The sequence below is a fragment of the Stutzerimonas azotifigens DSM 17556 genome, from assembly GCF_000425625.1.
Taxonomy (GTDB): Bacteria; Pseudomonadota; Gammaproteobacteria; order Pseudomonadales; family Pseudomonadaceae; genus Stutzerimonas; species Stutzerimonas azotifigens.
In genome coordinates this window covers 155715-171594 of the sequence record NZ_KE384414.1, presented here as the reverse complement: position 1 = coordinate 171594, position 15880 = coordinate 155715, and the positions used below count along the sequence as shown (strand labels likewise).

Genomic DNA, 15880 nt, shown 5'->3' with positions numbered 1-15880 from the left:
GCACGCGGTAGCGCCCCACTGGTATCCCCTCGGCGTTGAGCGCGGCCTGTAGGCGGCGACTGCCGTAGGTACGCCCGCAGTTCATGAACAGGGCTTTCAAGGAGGTCGCCACCGGGCAGCTCTGAACTGGGCGCACTTGACGGCGCTGCGCGGCGTAGTAGCCCGACCGACTGACACCCAGCAGCCGGCACAGCCGTGTGGTCCCGGCCTTCTTTTGCTGCTGAGCGATCAATCGGTGAATCACTTCAGTTCTCGGGCAAAGAAGGCCGAGGCCTTTTTTAGCAGTTCGTTGTCCTGCTTCAGTTGGCGAAGCTCCGCCTCGAGCTGGCGGATTCGTTGCTGCTCCGGCGTCAAAGGCTTGCCGATTCCAGGTTGCCCCGAGAGCTCGGCCTCATACTGTTGGAGCCAACGGCGCACAGCCGTTTCCCCCAGGTTCATGTCTCGACAGACCTGCGCAACGCTCAGGCCCTGATCCTTGATCATCTGGACGACTTGCAGCTTGAAGCTGACATCGAAGGATCGACGTTTACGGCTCATGAATGACTCCTCGTTTCAGTGGATTTTCCACCTATCGAGGTGTCCGAGGGAATTGAACCACCGCACTGGTCGGAGCCATGCGGTCGTCCGGGTTCCCTCACCCCTGGCCCCTCTCCTGGGGAAGAGGGGAAGGAGTCCGAAGCCCTTACTTGTCGCGATCGATGTTGAACGGCGACCAGGCCTGGCGGGTCGGCATCACTTCCAGGCGGTTGATGTTGATGTGATCGGGCAGGGTGGCGACGTAGAAGATCTGCTCGGCGATGTCTTCGGCGGTCAGCGGGGTGGTGCCGCGGTAGAGCTTGTCCGAGGCTTCCTGGTTGCCCTTGGTGCGGACCAGGGTGAATTCGGTCTCGGCCATGCCCGGGGCGATATCGGTGACGCGTACGCCGGTGCCCAGCAGGTCGCAGCGGAGGTTGTAGCTGAACTGCTCGACGAAGGCCTTGGTGGCGCCATAGACGTGGCCGCCCGGGTAGGGCCAGTGGCCGGCCACCGAGCCGATGCTGACGATGCTGGCGCCCTGGCCGGTGGCGATCAGCGTTGGCAGCAGCGCGTGGGTGACGTTGACCAGGCCGGTGACGTTGGTGTCGATCATGGTGTGCCAGTCTTCCAGCGCGACCTTCTGCGCGGGTTCCGGGGCCAGCGCCAGGCCGGCGTTGTTCACCAGCGTGCGGACCCGGGCGAAGCCCTCGGGCAGCCCGGCGACCACCTGCCGTACCGCTTCGGCGTCGCGCACGTCGAGCGCGGCGATGTGCACCGGCACCTTGGCCGACAGCTCTTCCTTCAGTGCTTCCAGCCGTTCCAGGCGGCGACCGGTGAGCACCAGCGACCAGCCGGCTTCGGCGAAGCGGCGCGCAGTGGCGCGGCCGAAGCCGGACGTCGCACCAGTGATGAAGACCACGTTGTTCATGAGGGACCTCTTGTCTGTTCGGGTGGGCGGGCCAGTGCGGCCAACCCGGGGAGCTTACTGCGCCTGGCCGGCGAGGGCAGCAGCCAGTTGCGCCGGTCGGGTGGGTCAGGGGGGATCAGCCCCTCTTCCGGAGGGCGAGGGGCGTTTTTGGCGACGGATCGTCGCATCGTGTGGGGCCGGTCGCAGGCAGAGCCTGCTCCTACAGGGGGGTTGCTAGGCTACAGGCTGTGCCGTGCTTTTCCCTTCTCCCGCCGGGAGAAGGTGGGCCGCAGGGCCGGATGAGGGCCAGGTGCCGATCAGGCCAGTTCGAGAAAGCGCCGCACCCGCTCGGACGCCGGGTTGGTGAAGAAGGTCTCGGGGTCGGACTTTTCGATCAGCAGGCCCTTCTCGAGGAACACCACCTGGTCGGAGACGGCGCGGGCGAATTCCATTTCGTGGGTCACCACGATCATGGTGTAGCCCTCGGCGGAGAGGTTCTTCATCACCTGCAGCACCTCGCCGACCCGCTCGGGGTCGAGCGCCGAGGTGGGTTCGTCGAACAGGATCACCTCCGGGCTCATGGCCAGCGCCCGGGCGATGGCCACGCGCTGCTTCTGCCCGCCGGAGAGGGTGTAGGGGTAGGCATCGGCCTTTTCCACCATGCCGACCTTCTCCAGCAGCTCCAGGGCGATGCGCCGCGCCTCGTCCTTGCGCATGCCCTTGACCTGCACCGGCGACTCCATGACGTTGTGCAGCACGGTCAGGTGCGGCCACAGGTTGAAACCCTGGAACACCATGCCGGTGCGCGCGCGCAGCGCCGCCAGCTCCTTGTTGCGCATCTTCCTGCCGCTGGCATCGATGCCGATGCGCTGGCCAGCGATATGGATGCTGCCGCGGTCCGGCTCCTCCAGCCAATTGATGCAGCGCAGCAGGGTCGACTTGCCCGAGCCGGAGGAGCCGAGCACGCTGACCACCTCGCCCTTGTTCACGGTCAGCTCGATGTCGCGCAGCACTTCCACGCCGCCGAAGCTCTTCGACAGGCGCTCGATGCGCACGGCCGGGACGTCAGACATGTTCGAATCCTCGCTTGGCGCCGAACCGGCCGGCCCACTTGAGCGCCAGTTCCAGGCAGATGCTGATGAGCCAGTAGAGCAGGATGACCACCACGAAGGCCTCCATCGGCACGAAGTAGGTGGACTGCACCGAGTTGGCCGCGGCGGTCAGCTCCTGCACGGTGATGATGGTGAGAAAGGCGGTGTCCTTCAGGCACAGGATCAGCAGGTTGCCCATCAGCGGGCGGGTCTTGATGATCAGCTGCGGCAGGACGATGCGGCGGAACACCTTGAAGCCGGTGAAGCCGTGCGCCTTGGCCGCCTCCACCTGGCCCTCCGGGAGCACCAGGCGGGCGCCGCGCAGCACCTCGCCGAAGTAGGCGCCGTAGTAGACGACCAGCGCGATCAGCCCGGCGGTCCAGGCGTTCAGCCGCAGGCCCAGGCTCGGCAGGCCGTAGTACAGCAGGTAGGCGAGGATCAGGAACGGCAGCATGCGCATGCAGTTGATGAAGCCGCGCAGCGCCAGGGTCGCCGGATTGCGCGTCTCCAGCCAGTAGGCGAAGGCGCAGCCGAGGACGAAGGCCAGGGTGACCGACAGGCCGAACAGGATCAGCGTGTTGTAGAAGCCGTCGAGGATCGCGCCGCGCGCCTCCCAGACGATCGCCCATTCGCTCATGACGTACTCCTCACATCGCCAGCCGGTTGGCCTTGCGTTCGGCGATCGCCTGGAGCTTGATCAGCACCCCGACGATCAGCATGTACAAGAGCCCGGCGGCGAGAATCGGCGGCAGCGGCTCGTAGGTCACCGCGGTGATGCGGTTGGTCACGCGGGTCAGGTCGACGATGCCGATCACCGCGATCGCCGGGCTGCTCTTGATGATGAAGGACATCTCGTTGACCAGCCCCGGCAGGCTGGTGGTGACCATCTGCGGCAGCATGATGCGGCGGAAGAACAGGCGGTCGGTCATGCCGCAGGCCAGCGCCGCCTCGCGCTGTTCGCGCGAGAAGCTGAGAAAGGCGGCGCGCCACACCTCGGCGTTGAAGGCCGCGGTGTTGAGCGTCAGCGCCAGGATCGCCGCGGTGTTGCGGTCGAGGTTCAGGCCCAGGGTCGGGGCGCTGAGGAAGATGAACAGCACCAGCGTCACCAGCGGCGTGGCGCGGGCCAGGCTGACGTAGACCACCAGCAGCTGGTCGAGGAAGGGGATGCGTGCCATGCGCAGCAGGGCGACGCCGAGGCCGAGCACCACGCCGATGGCGATGGCGGTGCCGGAGATCCACAGGGTCGTCCAGGCGCCGTCGAGCAGCAGTAACCAGGCTTGTCCGTTCATGCCGGCTTCCTTACACGGGGGATGGGCTGGTACGAGGCGGTGATCGGTCGAAAGTGCAGAGTCGTTCCGAACGATACGCTTGCAAGGCTGGGGCCAGGTGACGCCGCCCGGTTGCCGGGCGGCGCGGGAAACGCGGGGTTACTCGATGCCGGCCAGCTCGTGGAACTGCTCGACGCTCTTGATCGGCTCCGTCGGCAGCTCCGGGAAGGCCTCGCCGAACCACTTGGTCTGCAGCTCGGCCAGGCGGCCGCTGTCGCGGATCTGGTTCATGAAGCCGGTGAAGAACTCCAGGATCTCGGGGCTGCGCTTGGACACCGGCCAGGCGCCGAAGCCGTAGCCCGAGACCGCGAAGCCCTTCTCGAAGGTGTCGCCGCGAGTCTTGATCAGGTCGTTCACCGAGATCAGCGCGTTGATCACGTAGTCCAGGCGGCCGTTGGCCAGGTCGGCGTAGGCCTCGGGGTAGGACTGGTACTCGACCACCTCGCCGTTGGTGCAGTCGGCTTCCTGCATCATCTTCTTCAACTCCGGCAGGCGCGCCAGCAGGGCGCTGCCGGCCTGCACGCCGACGGTCTTGCCGCACAGGCTGGCGACCTGGTCGGTGATGCGGTCGTCGCCCTTGCGCTTGGCGAAGAAGTGCTGGGCCGAGGCGAAGGGCGGGGCGAAGTCGAACACCCGCAGGCGGTCGTCGGTCACCAGCGCGCCGGTGAAGGCGGCGTCGTACTGGCCGGAGGAGACGGCCGCGAGCAGGCCGGTCCAGGGCAGGATCTCCTGGCGCACGTCGAAGCCCTGCTCCTTGGCGTAGGCCTTCAGGTCCTCGAGCAGCTCCTTGTGGAAGCCCTCGGGCTTGCCGTCGACGATGTAGTTGAAGGGCGCGTAGTCGTCCTCGGTGGCGACCGTCATGTAGCCGCGCTGCTTGACCTCGTCCAGCCCGGTCGCCTGGGCGCTGCCGAGGGTGACGGAGAACACGCAGCCGGCCAGCGCCAGCGTGCGCAGCAGGCCGAGCGGCTTGGCGGAAACCGAATCCTTGCTTGAGTGCTTCATGTCATTGCTCCAGTTCGACGAGGGACCAGCCGGGCGTCAGAAGGGCTGAGCGGTGGCTTGTCTTCACCATAGGGAGCGCCTTCGCCGACGCGATAGGTGCAGTTGCGCCCATTCGACTGGCCAGCCGCTGCGGCGGGACGGACGCTGGCGCAGTCCTTGCTTCGTCCACCTCACGTGCCCCGTGAACGGACAGCGCCATGATCGACCACTACATCCACCTGGACTTCGATCGGCAGCGAGGCCTGCAGGAGCAGCTGCGCGAGACGCTGGTCTCGGCGATTCTCAGCGGCGGCTTCCCGGCCGACGAACCGCTGCCGTCGTGCCGCAAGCTCTCGCAACAGCTGGCGGTGTCGCGCAACACCGTGGCGCTGGTCTACGAGAGCCTGCTGGACAACGGCTACCTGGTCAGCCGGCCGCGCAGCGGCTACTACCTGCACCCGGACTACCGCTCGGGCGAGCCGGCCACCGCCATGCTGCGCATGACCCCGGCGCACAAGAGCGATCCGTCCAGCGACGCCCCGGGCGAGCGCGCACCGGATTGGGGCGCGCGGCTGAAGATGCAGCCCAGCCTGAAACACGGCGTGCTGCGCCCGAGCAACTGGACGCGCTACCCCTATCCCTTCGTCTATGGCCAGCCGATCCGCGAGCTGTTTCCGCTGGAGCGCTGGCGCGAGGTCTCGCGCGGCGTGCTGCGCGGCGACCGCGACCAGCTGTGGATGAACGACCGCTTCGACCGTGACGACGAGATGCTGGTCGAGCAGCTGCGCACCCGCGTGCTGCCCAAGCGCGGCATCTGGGCCCGCTCCGACGAAATCCTGGTCACCCTCGGCTCGCAGAACGCGCTCTACCTGCTGGCGACCCTGCTGATGGGCAAGGGCGTGCGGGTGGCGATGGAGAACCCAGGCTTTCGCGACGCGCTGAGCCTGTTCGAGCTGCGCGGCGCCGAGGTGCAGCTGCAGCCGGTGGACGAGCAGGGCCTGGTGGTCGACCCGCGCCTGCACGGCTGCGACTACCTCTACGTCACCCCCGGCCACCAGGTGCCGACCGGCGTCAGCATGAGCCCGGCGCGGCGCACCGAGCTGCTGCGGCAGATCCGCCAGCACGACCAGGTGGTGATCGAGGACGACTACGACGCCGAATTCAACCTCGACCACCACGCCCAGCCGGCGCTCAAGGCGAGCGACGCCAGCGGCCGGGTGATCTACATGAGCAGCCTGTCCAAGGCGTTCTCGCCGGGCCTGCGGATCGGCTACCTGGTGGCCGACGCCGAACTGATCGACGAGCTGCGCGCGCTGCGCCGGCTGATGTACCGCCACCCGCCGCTGAACAACCAGCGGATGCTCGCCGAGTTCCTCGCCCAGGGCCATTACGATGCCCACCTGCGGCGCTTTCGCGAGGAGCACCGGCGCCGCCGCGACGCCCTGCGCCTGGCGCTGGACGACGCGCTCGGCTGCTGCCGGTCGATGGGCAGCCCGGGCGCCAGCGCCTTCTGGCTGCGCGCGCCGGACGGCATCGACACCCAGCGCCTGGCCTGGGCCGCGGCCCAGCAGGGCGTACTGTTCGAGGCCGGCGCGCAGTTCTTCTTCGATCAGTCGCCGCCGGGCAACTTCATGCGCCTGGGCTTCCACGCCATCGACGTCGAGCGCATCGGCGAGGGCATCGGCGTGCTCGGCCGGGTGATGGCCCAGGGCTGAGCACGCGCGCGGTTCCCGCCGGCTGTCACCATCAATCTTCCTTATAGGCATCCATCTGCTCTGGCTCGCTCGTTTGACGGGCCATCCGGCGGGTGCCAAGGTCATTCAGGCGAACGACTGCGACGGCGCGTCGCGGGCCATGCCGTGCGTCTGGGTGAAGGTCATCCCGGTGCGGTATAACCCTGGCTCCGCAATCGTTTGCACGAAGGAGAAGACAGGTGCAGCTGAAAGATTCCGCCGATCGCTACGGTACCGTCAGTCGGGCCCTGCACTGGGGCATGGCGTTGCTCATCGCCTGGCAGTTCGCTACCGCCATTGCGCGGGTCCTGGCCAAGGACTCGGCGCTGGACGAGTTCCTCTGGGCCACCCACAAGCCGCTGGGCGCGCTGCTGATGCTGCTGGTGCTGGTGCGCGGGCTGTGGTCGCTGGCCAATGCCGGGCACCGGCCGCGTTCGTTGAGCCTGATGGCCAGGCTCGGCCACCTGGCGATGTACGCGCTGATCGTCGTCGTGCCGCTGCTGGCGCTGCTGCGCCAGTACGGCTCGGGCCGGGCCTTCTCGCCGTTCGGCGTGCCGCTGATGGGCGGCTTCGACGGCGAGATCAAGGGGCTGATGGCGCCGGCGAACCTGCTGCACGGCTGGCTGGGCTGGCTGCTGCTGGTGCTGATCGTCGGCCACATCGTCATGACGATCGTCCACCGCCGGCGGCCGAACGACGAGGACGTGCTGGCGCGCATGATCGGCAACCGGTGAAGGTCCGGCAGCCGGGCCGCTGACGGCAAGAACAACAAGAAGGAGGCGAGATGATCCGACGGCATTCACCCGACAGCGGCTGAAACAAATCCGCCCCGGTGAGCCGCGCTCCGCCGGCCGGCACCCAGAGGTGCCGGTCGGTCGCAGCGACGCGTCCGAGCGACGACCGGGGCGGGCTGGCGACGTCGCTCGGCAGTGGCATCCATAACAACAAGATCCACGGAGACGCCGCAGTGAATCTACTGTTCCAGCAAGTGCTCAATGGCCTGACCTTGGGCAGCATCTACGGGCTGGTCGCCCTCGGCCTGACGCTCGTCTACGGCATCCTGCACATCCCCAACTTCGCCCACGGCGCGCTCTACATGGTCGGCGCGTTCGCCTCCTACTACTTCATGACCGACATGGGGCTGCACTACTGGCTGGCCATGCTGCTGTCGGGCGTGGTGGTGGCGGCGCTGGCGGTGCTGTCGGAACGGCTGGTGTTCCATCCGCTGCGCAACGCGCCGCCGATCCACGACAAGATCGCCGCGATCGGCATCCTGCTGTTTCTCGAGGCGGTGATCCAGATGCTCTGGGGCTCGGATTTCCGGCGCATGGCCTCGCCCTACAACGGCATCCTCAACTTCGACGGGCTGATCATTCCCGAGCAGCGCCTGCTGATCATCGTCGGCGCCTTTACCCTGATGCTCGCGCTGCACCTGTTCCTGCGCAGGACGATGCTCGGCTCGACCATCATCGCCATGGCGCAGAGCCGCGAGGGCGCCTTCCTGGTCGGCATCGACGCCAACCGCGTGGCCATGCTGACCTTCGCCATCTCCGGCATGCTCGCCGCCTTCGCCGCGACCCTCTACGCGCCGATCAACCTGGTGTACCCGGCCATGGGCCACCTGGTGATCATGAAGGCCTTCGTGATCATCGTGCTCGGCGGCATGGGCAGCATCCCCGGGGCGATTCTCGGCGGGATGATCCTCGGCTTCGCCGAGAGCTTCGGCGGCTTCTACCTGTCCTCCGACTACAAGGACATCATCGCCTTCAGCCTGCTGGTGGTGATCCTCTCCTTCCGCCCGACCGGCCTGTTCGCCAAGGGGGCCCACTGATGCATCGCCTCGCCTCCCTGCTCAGCGGCCGCGGCAGCCGGCTGTTCCTGCTCGCCTGCGCGCTGGTCTTCCCGCTGCTCGCCAAGAGCGAATACCAGGTCTACGTGATGGCCAGCGCCTTCATCTGGGCCATCGCGGTCTACGGCCTGAACATCATCACCGGCTACTGCGGGCAACTGAACCTGGCCCACGGCGGCTTCTTCGCCATCGGCGCCTATGCGCTGGCGATCCTCACCGCCGACCACGGCTGGAACTTCTGGCCGGCCTTCGTCGCCGCGGCGCTGGTGGCGGCGGCGGTCGGCGCGCTGGTGGGGCTCGTCTCGCTGCGGCTGAAGGAGCACTTTTTCGCCATCTTCACCCTCTGCGTCGGCTTCATCATCTACCTGCTGATCGACAAGTGGGAGGAGCTGACCCACGGCGCCGTCGGCATCCGCGGCATCGCCGCGCCGGACGGCCTGGGGCTGGTCGACTTTAGCCAGACGGTGCCCTTCTACTACCTGGCGCTGGCGTTCCTGGTGCTGGCGATCTGGTTCGCCGGGCGGCTGGCGGCGTCGCTGCTGGGGCGCACCTTCATGGCCATCCGCAATGGCGACGCGCTGGCCCAGTCGCTGGGCATCGACCTGATGCGCAACAAGCTGCTGGCCTTCGTCCTGTCGACCACCTACGCCGGCGTCGCCGGGGCGCTCTACGCCTCGATGATCCGCTTCGTCGGCCCGGAGGAGGCCAACCCCAACCACACCTTCGACATGATCACCTACCTGTTGGTGGGCGGCTTCGGCACCCTGTTCGGGCCGCTGGCCGGTACCGTCGGGATCGTCTGGATCACCCAGTCGCTGCAGTTCCTTGAGGACTACCGGATGATCATCTTCGGCCCGCTGATCGTGGTGCTGGTGATCTTCATGCCGCGCGGCGTGGTCGGCACCTTCCTCGGCTGGAAGCTGCGCAAGGACACCGAGGCCGCGCGGGCGAAGGGGCCGCGCGCGGGCGCCAAGGTCGCCCCGGCGAAGGAGGCCAACACCAATGCTTAAGGTCGAGAATCTCACCAAGATGTTCGGCGGGCTGGCGGCGGTGCATGACGTCAGCGTCGAATTCGAGGCGCGCGGGATCAACGCCATCATCGGCCCCAACGGCGCCGGCAAGAGCACCTTCTTCAACCTCATCTCCGGCGTGCACAAGCCCACTTCCGGGCGCATCCTGATCGACGGCCAGGACGTCTCGCGCATGCGCTGCGACCAGGTCGCGAGGCTCGGCGTCGGCCGTACCTTCCAGACCACCCACCTGTTCGAGCAGGCCACGGTGCTCGACAACCTGATCGTCGGCCACCGCCTGCGCACCCGTTCCGGGCTGTGGGACGTGCTGGTGAATTCCAGGCGGCTGCAGCGCGAGGAGCGCGAGTGCCGCGACAAGGCGCGCGCCGCGCTGGACTTCGTCGGCCTGGCGCACCTGGAGAACCGCGTGGTGCTGGACATTTCCCAGGAGGAGCGCAAGCGCGTGGCCTTCGCCCTGGCGCTGGCCACCGAGCCGAAGCTGGTGCTGCTCGACGAGCCGGCCGCCGGCGTCAACCCGGAGGAGACCGAGGGCCTGGCGCGGCTGATCCGCAAGATGGCCGAGCACGGCCTGACGGTGTGCCTGATCGAACACAAGATGGACATGATCATGGGCCTGGCCGACAAGATCATGGTGCTCAACTACGGCGAGAAGATCGCCGAGGGCACGCCCGCCGAGATCAAGGCCGACCCGACTGTCATCGAAGCCTACCTGGGGAGTGACCACGATGCTGCAGCTTGATCGCGTCGACGTCTGCTACGGCAGTTTCAAGGCGCTGAACCAGGTCTCGATGACGGTCGCGGCGGGGGAGCTGGTGGTGCTGCTCGGTGCCAACGGCGCCGGCAAGACCACCCTGTTCAACACCATCAGCGGGCTGCTCAGGCCGACGGCGGGCAGCATCACCCTCGAAGGGCGGCGCATCGACGGGCTGAAGCCCTCGGCGCTGGTCGCCGCCGGCGTGGTGCACTGCCCGGAGGGTCGCAAGCTGTTCCCGCAGATGTCGGTGCTGCAGAACCTCACCCTCGGCGCCTACCTGCACCGGCGCGACGGCGAGGGCAACAGGCGCAACCTGGCCGAGGTGTTCGAACTCTTTCCGATCCTGCACGACAAGCGCCAGCAGCCGGCCGGCTCGCTCAGCGGCGGCCAGCAGCAGATGGTGGCGATCGGTCGCGCGCTGATGAGCCGCCCGCGCCTGCTGATGCTCGACGAGCCCTCGCTGGGGCTGGCGCCGCTGGTGGTCAACCAGATGTTCGAGGTCATCACCCGCATCAACCAGTCCGGCACCAGCGTGCTGCTGGCCGAGCAGAACGCCTTCGCCGCGCTGAAGATCGCCCACCGCGCCTACGTCATCGAGGGCGGCAGCCTGGTGATGGAGGGCGACCAGCAGGCCATGCTCGGCAACGAGGCGGTGCGCAAGGCCTACATCGGCGCCTGATCGATCCAGTCGTAACTCGAGGAGACAACAACAATGAAAACGCTCAAAGCGCTTGGCCTGGCGGCGGCCGCCGCTCTGGCCGCGGCCCAGGTCGGCGGCGCCCACGCCGAGCAGACGCTCAACATCGGCTTCACCGGCCCGCTCAGCGGCGGCGCCGCGCTCTACGGCGAGAACACGCTCTCGGGGCTGCGCATGGCCATCGAGGACGTCAATGCCGCCGGCGGCATCAAGATCGGCGACGAGACCTACAAGGTCAATCTCATCAGCCTCGACGACAAGTATTCGCCGGCCCAGGCGGCCACCAACGCCAAGCGCCTGGTGAAGGAGTCACAGGCGGCGGCCGTATTCGTCCCGCACACCGGCGGCGTGTTCGCCCTGCAGGACTTCAACGTCGCCGACGACTTCCTGATCATGGCCTACACCAGCGTGCCCGCGGTCACCCGCCAGGGCAATCCGCTGACGGTGCGCATTCCGCCGGAGTTCAGCAACTACGTCAGCTCCTTCTCCGACTATGCGATGCAGCACTTCGGCAAGAAGCTCGGCATCGCCGGCGCGACCCACGAGTACGCCAAGATCTGGACCGAAATGATGAGCCAGACCTGGGAACAGAAGGGCGGGGAGATCGTCGCCAGCAACCCGATGGACTACAACAAGTCCACCGACTTCTACACTGGCGTGAGCCGGGTGATCGCCGCCAACCCGGACGTGATGTTCGTCGGCGGCGCCTCCGAACCCACCGGCCTGGTGATGCAGCAGGCCCGCCAGCTGGGCTTCCAGGGCGGTTTCATCGTCATGGACCAGGCCAAGCTCGACGAGATCGCAGTGGTCACCGGCGGCCTGGACCTGCTCGAAGGCGCCATCGGCGTGGTGCCGCTGTCGGAGTACGACAACGAGATCGCCCAGGCCTTCGTCGAGCGCTACAAGAAGGCGCACGGCAAGGTGCCCGGATCGGAAGCGGCCTACAACTACCTGGCCTTCCATGCGCTGGCCAAGGCCATGGAGCTGGCCGGCAGCACCGAGCCGCAGCAGGTGCGGGCGAAGATGGCCGAGGCGATCACGGCGATGGAGCCCCAGTACAACCTCTACGCCATTCAGGGCATGAGCGACGACGGCGGCTTCATCACCCCGACGACCATGGCGGTGGTGGAGCAGGGCAAGATCGTGCGCAAGGCGGTGGCGAACTGACGCCGGCACGCGGACGGCCCGGACGAGGCCGTCCGCGTGCCCTCACTGGGCGAAGCGGCGCGAGAAGTCGCCGATCACCTCGTCCATGATCGCCAGCGCTTCCTCCACCTCGGCAGCCGAGACGATGCAGGGCGGCACCACGTGCAGGCGGTTGTCGACGGTGAAGGTCAGCAGGCCGCGGGCCTGGAAGGCGGCCTTCATCTGCGCCACCAGCGGGCTGGCCAGCGGCGCTTTCGTGCGGCGGTCGCTGACGAATTCCACCGCCCAGAACAGGCCGATGCCGCGCACCTCGCCGATCAGTGCGTGCTTCTGCGCCAGCGCCGCCAGGCCCGGGCCGAGCGCGCTGCGGCCGACTTCCCGGGCGTTGTCGACCATGCCTTCCTCGCTCATGGCGTCGAGCGTGGCGACGATCGACGCCATCGCCAGCGGGTGGCCGGAATAGGTCAGCCCGCCGGGGAAGAAATGGCTGTCGAAGTACTCGGCGATCGGCCGCGAGATCATCACCCCGCCGGCCGGCACGTAGCCCGAGTTGACGCCCTTGGCGAAGGTGATCAGGTCCGGCGCCACGCCGAAGTTATCCAGTGCCAGCCACTGCCCGGTGCGGCCGAAGCCGGCCATCACCTCGTCGAAGATCAGCACGATGCCGAACTCGTCGCACAGCGCGCGCACGCCCTGCAGGTAACCCTCCGGCGGCACCAGGACGCCGGCGGTGCCGGGGATGGTCTCGAGGATGATCGCGGCGATCGCCGCCGGGCCTTCGCACTCGATGACCCGGCGCAGGTGACGCAGCGCGCGGGCGCATTCCTCGGCCTCGTCGCAGGCATCGAACTCGGTGCGGTAGAGGTAGGGGTTGAAGAAGTGCACGTGACCGCGGGCGTACTCGTTCGGCACCCGGCGCGGGTCGCCGGTGGCGACGATGGCCGCGCCGGTACTGCCGTGGTAGGAGCGGTAGGCCGAGAGGATCTTGTCGCGGCCGGTGAACACCCGCGCCATGCGCATGGCGTTCTCGTTGGCATCGGCGCCGGCGTTGGTGAAGAACACCTTGCCGAAGCCCTGCGGCGCGCGGGCGAGGATGCGCTTGGCCGCCTCGCCGCGCATCAGGTTGGCGGTGGCCGGGGCGACGGTGCACAGGCTGTCGGCCTGCGCCTTGATCGCGGCGATCACCTTCGGGTGCTGGTGGCCGATGTTGGTGTTGACCAGCTGGCTGCTGAAGTCCAGGTACTGCCTGCCGTCGTGGTCCCATAGCCGGCAGCCTTCGCCGCCGGCGATCACCAGCGGGTCGAGGGCGCCCTGGGTCGACCAGGAGTGGAAGACGTGCTGGCGGTCCAGCGAGCGGACGTATTCGTTGCTGACGGAAGTGTTCATGTCGGCCTCGGGCTGATACAGGCGCCGGTGGCCCCGGCGTGGCTGGCGCCACCTTAGGAACAAACCGCGCTCGCCCCGTAGGGCCAGATGCCGTCCACGGCCGGGTCAGTATCCGTCGCGCCTGCCTTTGGCCGAAGAGATCGCGGTCAATACCACGCAGCTGTGACGCACCGCGCCCTCATCCGGCCCTGCGGGCCACCTTCTCCCGCAGGGAGAAGGGAAAGGCACAGCCACGCCCCCTGTAGGAGCAGGCTCTGCCTGCGACCAGGCCCCGGTCCCGGCCGAAATGCTCCCACAGGAGCATCGCCCCGAGGGCGGGCCTCCCACGAAGGCAAACGGTGCCCGGCGAACTCTGTGGGAGACCGCGCCCGTTCCCGACGGGCTTGCGGCATTCACCACATCCCTGCGGATTGCGCGCCCTCGCGACGACTTCGCGCCGAGCGACCTGGGCCGCGAGCGGCGATCGGGACTCGTTCTGCGGTCCAGACAGTGGCTCCCGGCATTTCCGTGGCGCTGGCTCGCCATTGCCCGGCAACTGTCCCTTGGCTTGCGCCATTTAGCGGCTAGGCTGAGAGTTCGTTCAAGCTGCCGAGGACTGCACATGGCCCATGCCCTAGAGGTCGCCCGCCCCGCGGCGCCCGCCACTCGCCCGCCACTCGACACGCCGGCGATCCGCCAGGCGCGCATCGATCTGGCCGCCTGTTTCCGCATGGCCGCGCGGCTGGGCATGGGCGAGGGGATCTGCAACCACTTTTCCTTCGTGGTGCCGGGGCACGACGACCTGTTCCTGGTTAACGCCTACGGGCTGGCCTTCTCCGAGGTCACCGCGTCGTCGCTGCTGATCTGCGACTTCGACGGCCATGTGGTCGCCGGCGAGGGGCGCCCGGAGGCGACCGCCTTCTACATCCACGCCCAGCTGCACCGCCACCTGCCGCGTGCGAAGGCGGCCTTCCACACGCACATGCCCAACGCCACGGCGCTCTGCCTGCTCGAGGGCGAGCCGCTCGCCTGGGCCGGGCAGACCGCGCTGAAGTTCTATGAACGGCTGGCGGTGGACGAGCACTACAACGGCCTGGCGCTGGACAACGCCGAGGGCGAACGGATCGCCCGGGCTGCCGGGGAGGCCGACGTGGTGCTGCTGAAGAACCACGGCCCGCTGGTGCTCGGCCCGAGCATCGCCGAGGCCTGGGACGACCTCTACTACCTCGAGCGCGCGGCCGAGGTGCAGCTCAAGGCCATGTCCAGCGGCCGACCGCTCAAGCCCGTCGCCGCGGACGTCGCCCGCGCCGCCTGCCGGCAGATGATGGACGAAAACGCCGCCAGCGCCCGCCTGCATCTGGAGAGCGTGAAGCGTCAGCTGCTGCGGCTGGAGGCGGATTACGCCGAGTGAGGTGGGCGCTAATCGCGGTCAAAAGCGCTCCCACAGGTGTTCGTCGGGCCTGCAGGCCGCGCCGTGCCGTTCCCTTCTCCCTCCCGGGAGAAGGTGGGCCGTAGGGCCGGATGAGGGCGGCCTGCACGCGGCCCCTCACCCCAAGGGGGCGAGGGGCGTGGTTCGGTGTCGGGCCACGGCGTTGTGCAGGGGCTGGTCGCAGGCAGAGCCTGCTCCTACAGAAGATCGAGGGTGCTGCAGGCTTTTCCCTTCTCCCTTCGGGAGAAGGTGGCCCGCAGGGCCGGATGAGGGAGAGGGCGCTGGTCTGGGCTCAGATCGCCACCAGCCGCTGCACGCCCTCGGCTTCCATGTTCTCGCCGCGGCCGCGCTGGATGATTTCGCCGCGGCTCATCACCAGGTACTGGTCGGCGAGTTCGGCGGCGAAGTCGTAGAACTGCTCCACCAGCAGGATGGCCATGTCGCCCTTGGCGGCGAGTTTCTGGATCACCACGCCGATTTCCTTGATCACCGACGGCTGGATGCCCTCGGTGGGCTCGTCGAGGATCAGCAGGCGCGGGCGGCTGGCCAGGGCGCGGCCGATCGCCAGCTGTTGCTGCTGCCCGCCGGAGAGGTCGCCACCGCGGCGGTGCTTCATCTCCCGGAGCACCGGGAACAGCTCGTAGATGAATTCCGGCACCGCCTTGGCCTCGCCGGCGCTGAAGCGCGACAGGCCCATCAGCAGGTTCTCCTCGACCGTCAGCCGGCCGAAGATCTCCCGCCCTTGAGGCACGTAGGCGATGCCCGACTGCACGCGCTGGTGCGGCTTGTAGCCGGTGATCGCCTTGCCTTCCCAGGTGACCGTGCCTTCCTTGGCCGGGATCAGGCCCATCAGGCACTTGAGCAGGGTGGTCTTGCCCACCCCGTTGCGGCCCAGCAGGCAGGTGATCTCGCCGATCCGGGCCTCGAACGACAGCCCGCGCAGGATGTGGCTGCCGCCGTAGTATTGGTGCAGTTCTTTGACTTCGAGCATTTTCAGAACCTTTTGAAAGCCGCTGAAGGCTTGAGGCTGGAAGGCTGGACGGAAAAGCAGCA

Annotated in this window: 17 protein-coding genes; 8 read left to right on the top strand and 9 right to left on the bottom strand. The window is 67.8% G+C overall.

Annotated elements, in window-relative coordinates:
- From H610_RS26165 to H610_RS0117925, 7 genes are all read right to left on the bottom strand, one after another.
- On the bottom strand, positions 1 to 85 hold an 85-nt coding region (locus H610_RS26165; RefSeq protein WP_408055004.1), incomplete at its 3' end, for an IS3 family transposase.
- A gap of 155 nt (positions 86 to 240) precedes the next feature.
- Positions 241 to 537, bottom strand: a complete 297-nt coding sequence (locus H610_RS0117950; RefSeq protein WP_028240940.1) for an IS3 family transposase — start codon at positions 535 to 537, stop codon at positions 241 to 243.
- Positions 538 to 682: 145 nt separating this feature from the next.
- On the bottom strand, positions 683 to 1444 hold the full coding sequence (locus H610_RS0117945; protein WP_028240939.1) for an SDR family oxidoreductase: 762 nt from the start codon (positions 1442 to 1444) through the stop codon (positions 683 to 685).
- A 296-nt stretch (positions 1445 to 1740) separates the two neighbouring features.
- Positions 1741 to 2496, bottom strand: a complete 756-nt coding sequence (locus tag H610_RS0117940) for an amino acid ABC transporter ATP-binding protein (RefSeq protein WP_028240938.1) — start codon at positions 2494 to 2496, stop codon at positions 1741 to 1743.
- Positions 2489 to 3151, bottom strand: a complete 663-nt coding sequence (locus tag H610_RS0117935; RefSeq protein WP_028240937.1) for an amino acid ABC transporter permease — start codon at positions 3149 to 3151, stop codon at positions 2489 to 2491. The genes H610_RS0117940 and H610_RS0117935 overlap by 8 nt, the downstream gene beginning before the upstream one ends.
- A 10-nt stretch (positions 3152 to 3161) precedes the next feature.
- A complete protein-coding gene (locus H610_RS0117930; protein ID WP_028240936.1) occupies positions 3162 to 3803 on the bottom strand; it encodes an amino acid ABC transporter permease in 642 nt (213 codons plus the stop codon).
- A 138-nt stretch (positions 3804 to 3941) separates the two neighbouring features.
- Positions 3942 to 4844 carry a transporter substrate-binding domain-containing protein gene (locus tag H610_RS0117925; RefSeq protein ID WP_028240935.1) on the bottom strand — a complete coding sequence of 301 codons (903 nt, stop codon included), beginning with the start codon at positions 4842 to 4844 and terminating at the stop codon, positions 3942 to 3944.
- A 197-nt stretch (positions 4845 to 5041) separates the two neighbouring features.
- Between H610_RS0117925 and pdxR the strand changes: the two genes are divergently transcribed.
- The 7 genes from pdxR to H610_RS0117890 all read left to right on the top strand — a co-directional run bounded on the left by pdxR (position 5042) and on the right by H610_RS0117890 (position 12054).
- Positions 5042 to 6538 carry a MocR-like pyridoxine biosynthesis transcription factor PdxR gene (gene pdxR / locus H610_RS0117920; protein WP_028240934.1) on the top strand — a complete coding sequence of 499 codons (1497 nt, stop codon included), beginning with the start codon at positions 5042 to 5044 and terminating at the stop codon, positions 6536 to 6538.
- A 218-nt stretch (positions 6539 to 6756) separates the two neighbouring features.
- Complete coding sequence (locus H610_RS0117915) at positions 6757 to 7290, top strand: cytochrome b (RefSeq protein ID WP_028240933.1); 534 nt, start codon at positions 6757 to 6759, stop codon at positions 7288 to 7290.
- Between the two features lie 233 nt (positions 7291 to 7523).
- On the top strand, positions 7524 to 8387 hold the full coding sequence (locus H610_RS0117910) for a branched-chain amino acid ABC transporter permease (RefSeq protein ID WP_028240932.1): 864 nt from the start codon (positions 7524 to 7526) through the stop codon (positions 8385 to 8387).
- The gene (locus tag H610_RS0117905) at positions 8387 to 9415 is read left to right on the top strand and encodes a branched-chain amino acid ABC transporter permease (RefSeq protein ID WP_028240931.1); all 1029 of its coding nucleotides are present in this window, start codon (positions 8387 to 8389) and stop codon (positions 9413 to 9415) included. Before H610_RS0117910 ends, H610_RS0117905 begins: the two co-directional genes overlap by 1 nt.
- Positions 9408 to 10175: an ABC transporter ATP-binding protein gene (locus tag H610_RS0117900; protein WP_028240930.1), complete on the top strand. Its 768-nt coding sequence runs from the start codon at positions 9408 to 9410 to the stop codon at positions 10173 to 10175. The genes H610_RS0117905 and H610_RS0117900 overlap by 8 nt, the downstream gene beginning before the upstream one ends.
- Positions 10162 to 10869, top strand: coding sequence for an ABC transporter ATP-binding protein (locus tag H610_RS0117895; protein WP_028240929.1), 708 nt, complete (start codon positions 10162 to 10164; stop codon positions 10867 to 10869). Before H610_RS0117900 ends, H610_RS0117895 begins: the two co-directional genes overlap by 14 nt.
- A gap of 33 nt (positions 10870 to 10902) precedes the next feature.
- The gene (locus tag H610_RS0117890; protein ID WP_028240928.1) at positions 10903 to 12054 is read left to right on the top strand and encodes an ABC transporter substrate-binding protein; all 1152 of its coding nucleotides are present in this window, start codon (positions 10903 to 10905) and stop codon (positions 12052 to 12054) included.
- A gap of 42 nt (positions 12055 to 12096) precedes the next feature.
- On the opposite strand, the gene H610_RS0117885 is transcribed toward H610_RS0117890, so the two are convergent.
- Positions 12097 to 13419, bottom strand: coding sequence for an aspartate aminotransferase family protein (locus H610_RS0117885; RefSeq protein ID WP_028240927.1), 1323 nt, complete (start codon positions 13417 to 13419; stop codon positions 12097 to 12099).
- A 601-nt stretch (positions 13420 to 14020) separates the two neighbouring features.
- Between H610_RS0117885 and H610_RS0117880 the strand changes: the two genes are divergently transcribed.
- Positions 14021 to 14809 (top strand): aldolase, encoded by a 789-nt coding sequence (locus tag H610_RS0117880; RefSeq protein WP_028240926.1) that lies wholly within the window; start codon positions 14021 to 14023, stop codon positions 14807 to 14809.
- Positions 14810 to 15119: 310 nt separating this feature from the next.
- Here the strand turns inward: H610_RS0117880 and urtE are convergent, their stop codons facing one another.
- Positions 15120 to 15818 carry an urea ABC transporter ATP-binding subunit UrtE gene (urtE, locus tag H610_RS0117875; RefSeq protein WP_028240925.1) on the bottom strand — a complete coding sequence of 233 codons (699 nt, stop codon included), beginning with the start codon at positions 15816 to 15818 and terminating at the stop codon, positions 15120 to 15122.
- Between the last annotated feature and the right edge of the window lie 62 nt (positions 15819 to 15880).

Excerpts from the sequence above, each read along its gene's own strand:
- H610_RS0117900 (WP_028240930.1), top strand. The coding sequence starts at position 9,408 with ATGCTTAAGGTCGAGAATCTCACCAAGATGTTCGGCGGGCTGGCGGCG.
- H610_RS0117905 (WP_028240931.1), top strand. The coding sequence starts at position 8,387 with ATGCATCGCCTCGCCTCCCTGCTCAGCGGCCGCGGCAGCCGGCTGTTC.
- pdxR (WP_028240934.1), top strand. The coding sequence starts at position 5,042 with ATGATCGACCACTACATCCACCTGGACTTCGATCGGCAGCGAGGCCTG.
- H610_RS0117930 (WP_028240936.1), bottom strand. The coding sequence starts at position 3,803 with ATGAACGGACAAGCCTGGTTACTGCTGCTCGACGGCGCCTGGACGACC.
- H610_RS0117940 (WP_028240938.1), bottom strand. The coding sequence starts at position 2,496 with ATGTCTGACGTCCCGGCCGTGCGCATCGAGCGCCTGTCGAAGAGCTTC.
- H610_RS0117945 (WP_028240939.1), bottom strand. The coding sequence starts at position 1,444 with ATGAACAACGTGGTCTTCATCACTGGTGCGACGTCCGGCTTCGGCCGC.
- H610_RS0117935 (WP_028240937.1), bottom strand. The coding sequence starts at position 3,151 with ATGAGCGAATGGGCGATCGTCTGGGAGGCGCGCGGCGCGATCCTCGAC.
- H610_RS0117925 (WP_028240935.1), bottom strand. The coding sequence starts at position 4,844 with ATGAAGCACTCAAGCAAGGATTCGGTTTCCGCCAAGCCGCTCGGCCTG.
- urtE (WP_028240925.1), bottom strand. The coding sequence starts at position 15,818 with ATGCTCGAAGTCAAAGAACTGCACCAATACTACGGCGGCAGCCACATC.
- H610_RS0117890 (WP_028240928.1), top strand. The coding sequence starts at position 10,903 with ATGAAAACGCTCAAAGCGCTTGGCCTGGCGGCGGCCGCCGCTCTGGCC.
- H610_RS0117885 (WP_028240927.1), bottom strand. The coding sequence starts at position 13,419 with ATGAACACTTCCGTCAGCAACGAATACGTCCGCTCGCTGGACCGCCAG.
- H610_RS0117895 (WP_028240929.1), top strand. The coding sequence starts at position 10,162 with ATGCTGCAGCTTGATCGCGTCGACGTCTGCTACGGCAGTTTCAAGGCG.
- H610_RS0117950 (WP_028240940.1), bottom strand. The coding sequence starts at position 537 with ATGAGCCGTAAACGTCGATCCTTCGATGTCAGCTTCAAGCTGCAAGTC.
- H610_RS0117880 (WP_028240926.1), top strand. The coding sequence starts at position 14,021 with ATGGCCCATGCCCTAGAGGTCGCCCGCCCCGCGGCGCCCGCCACTCGC.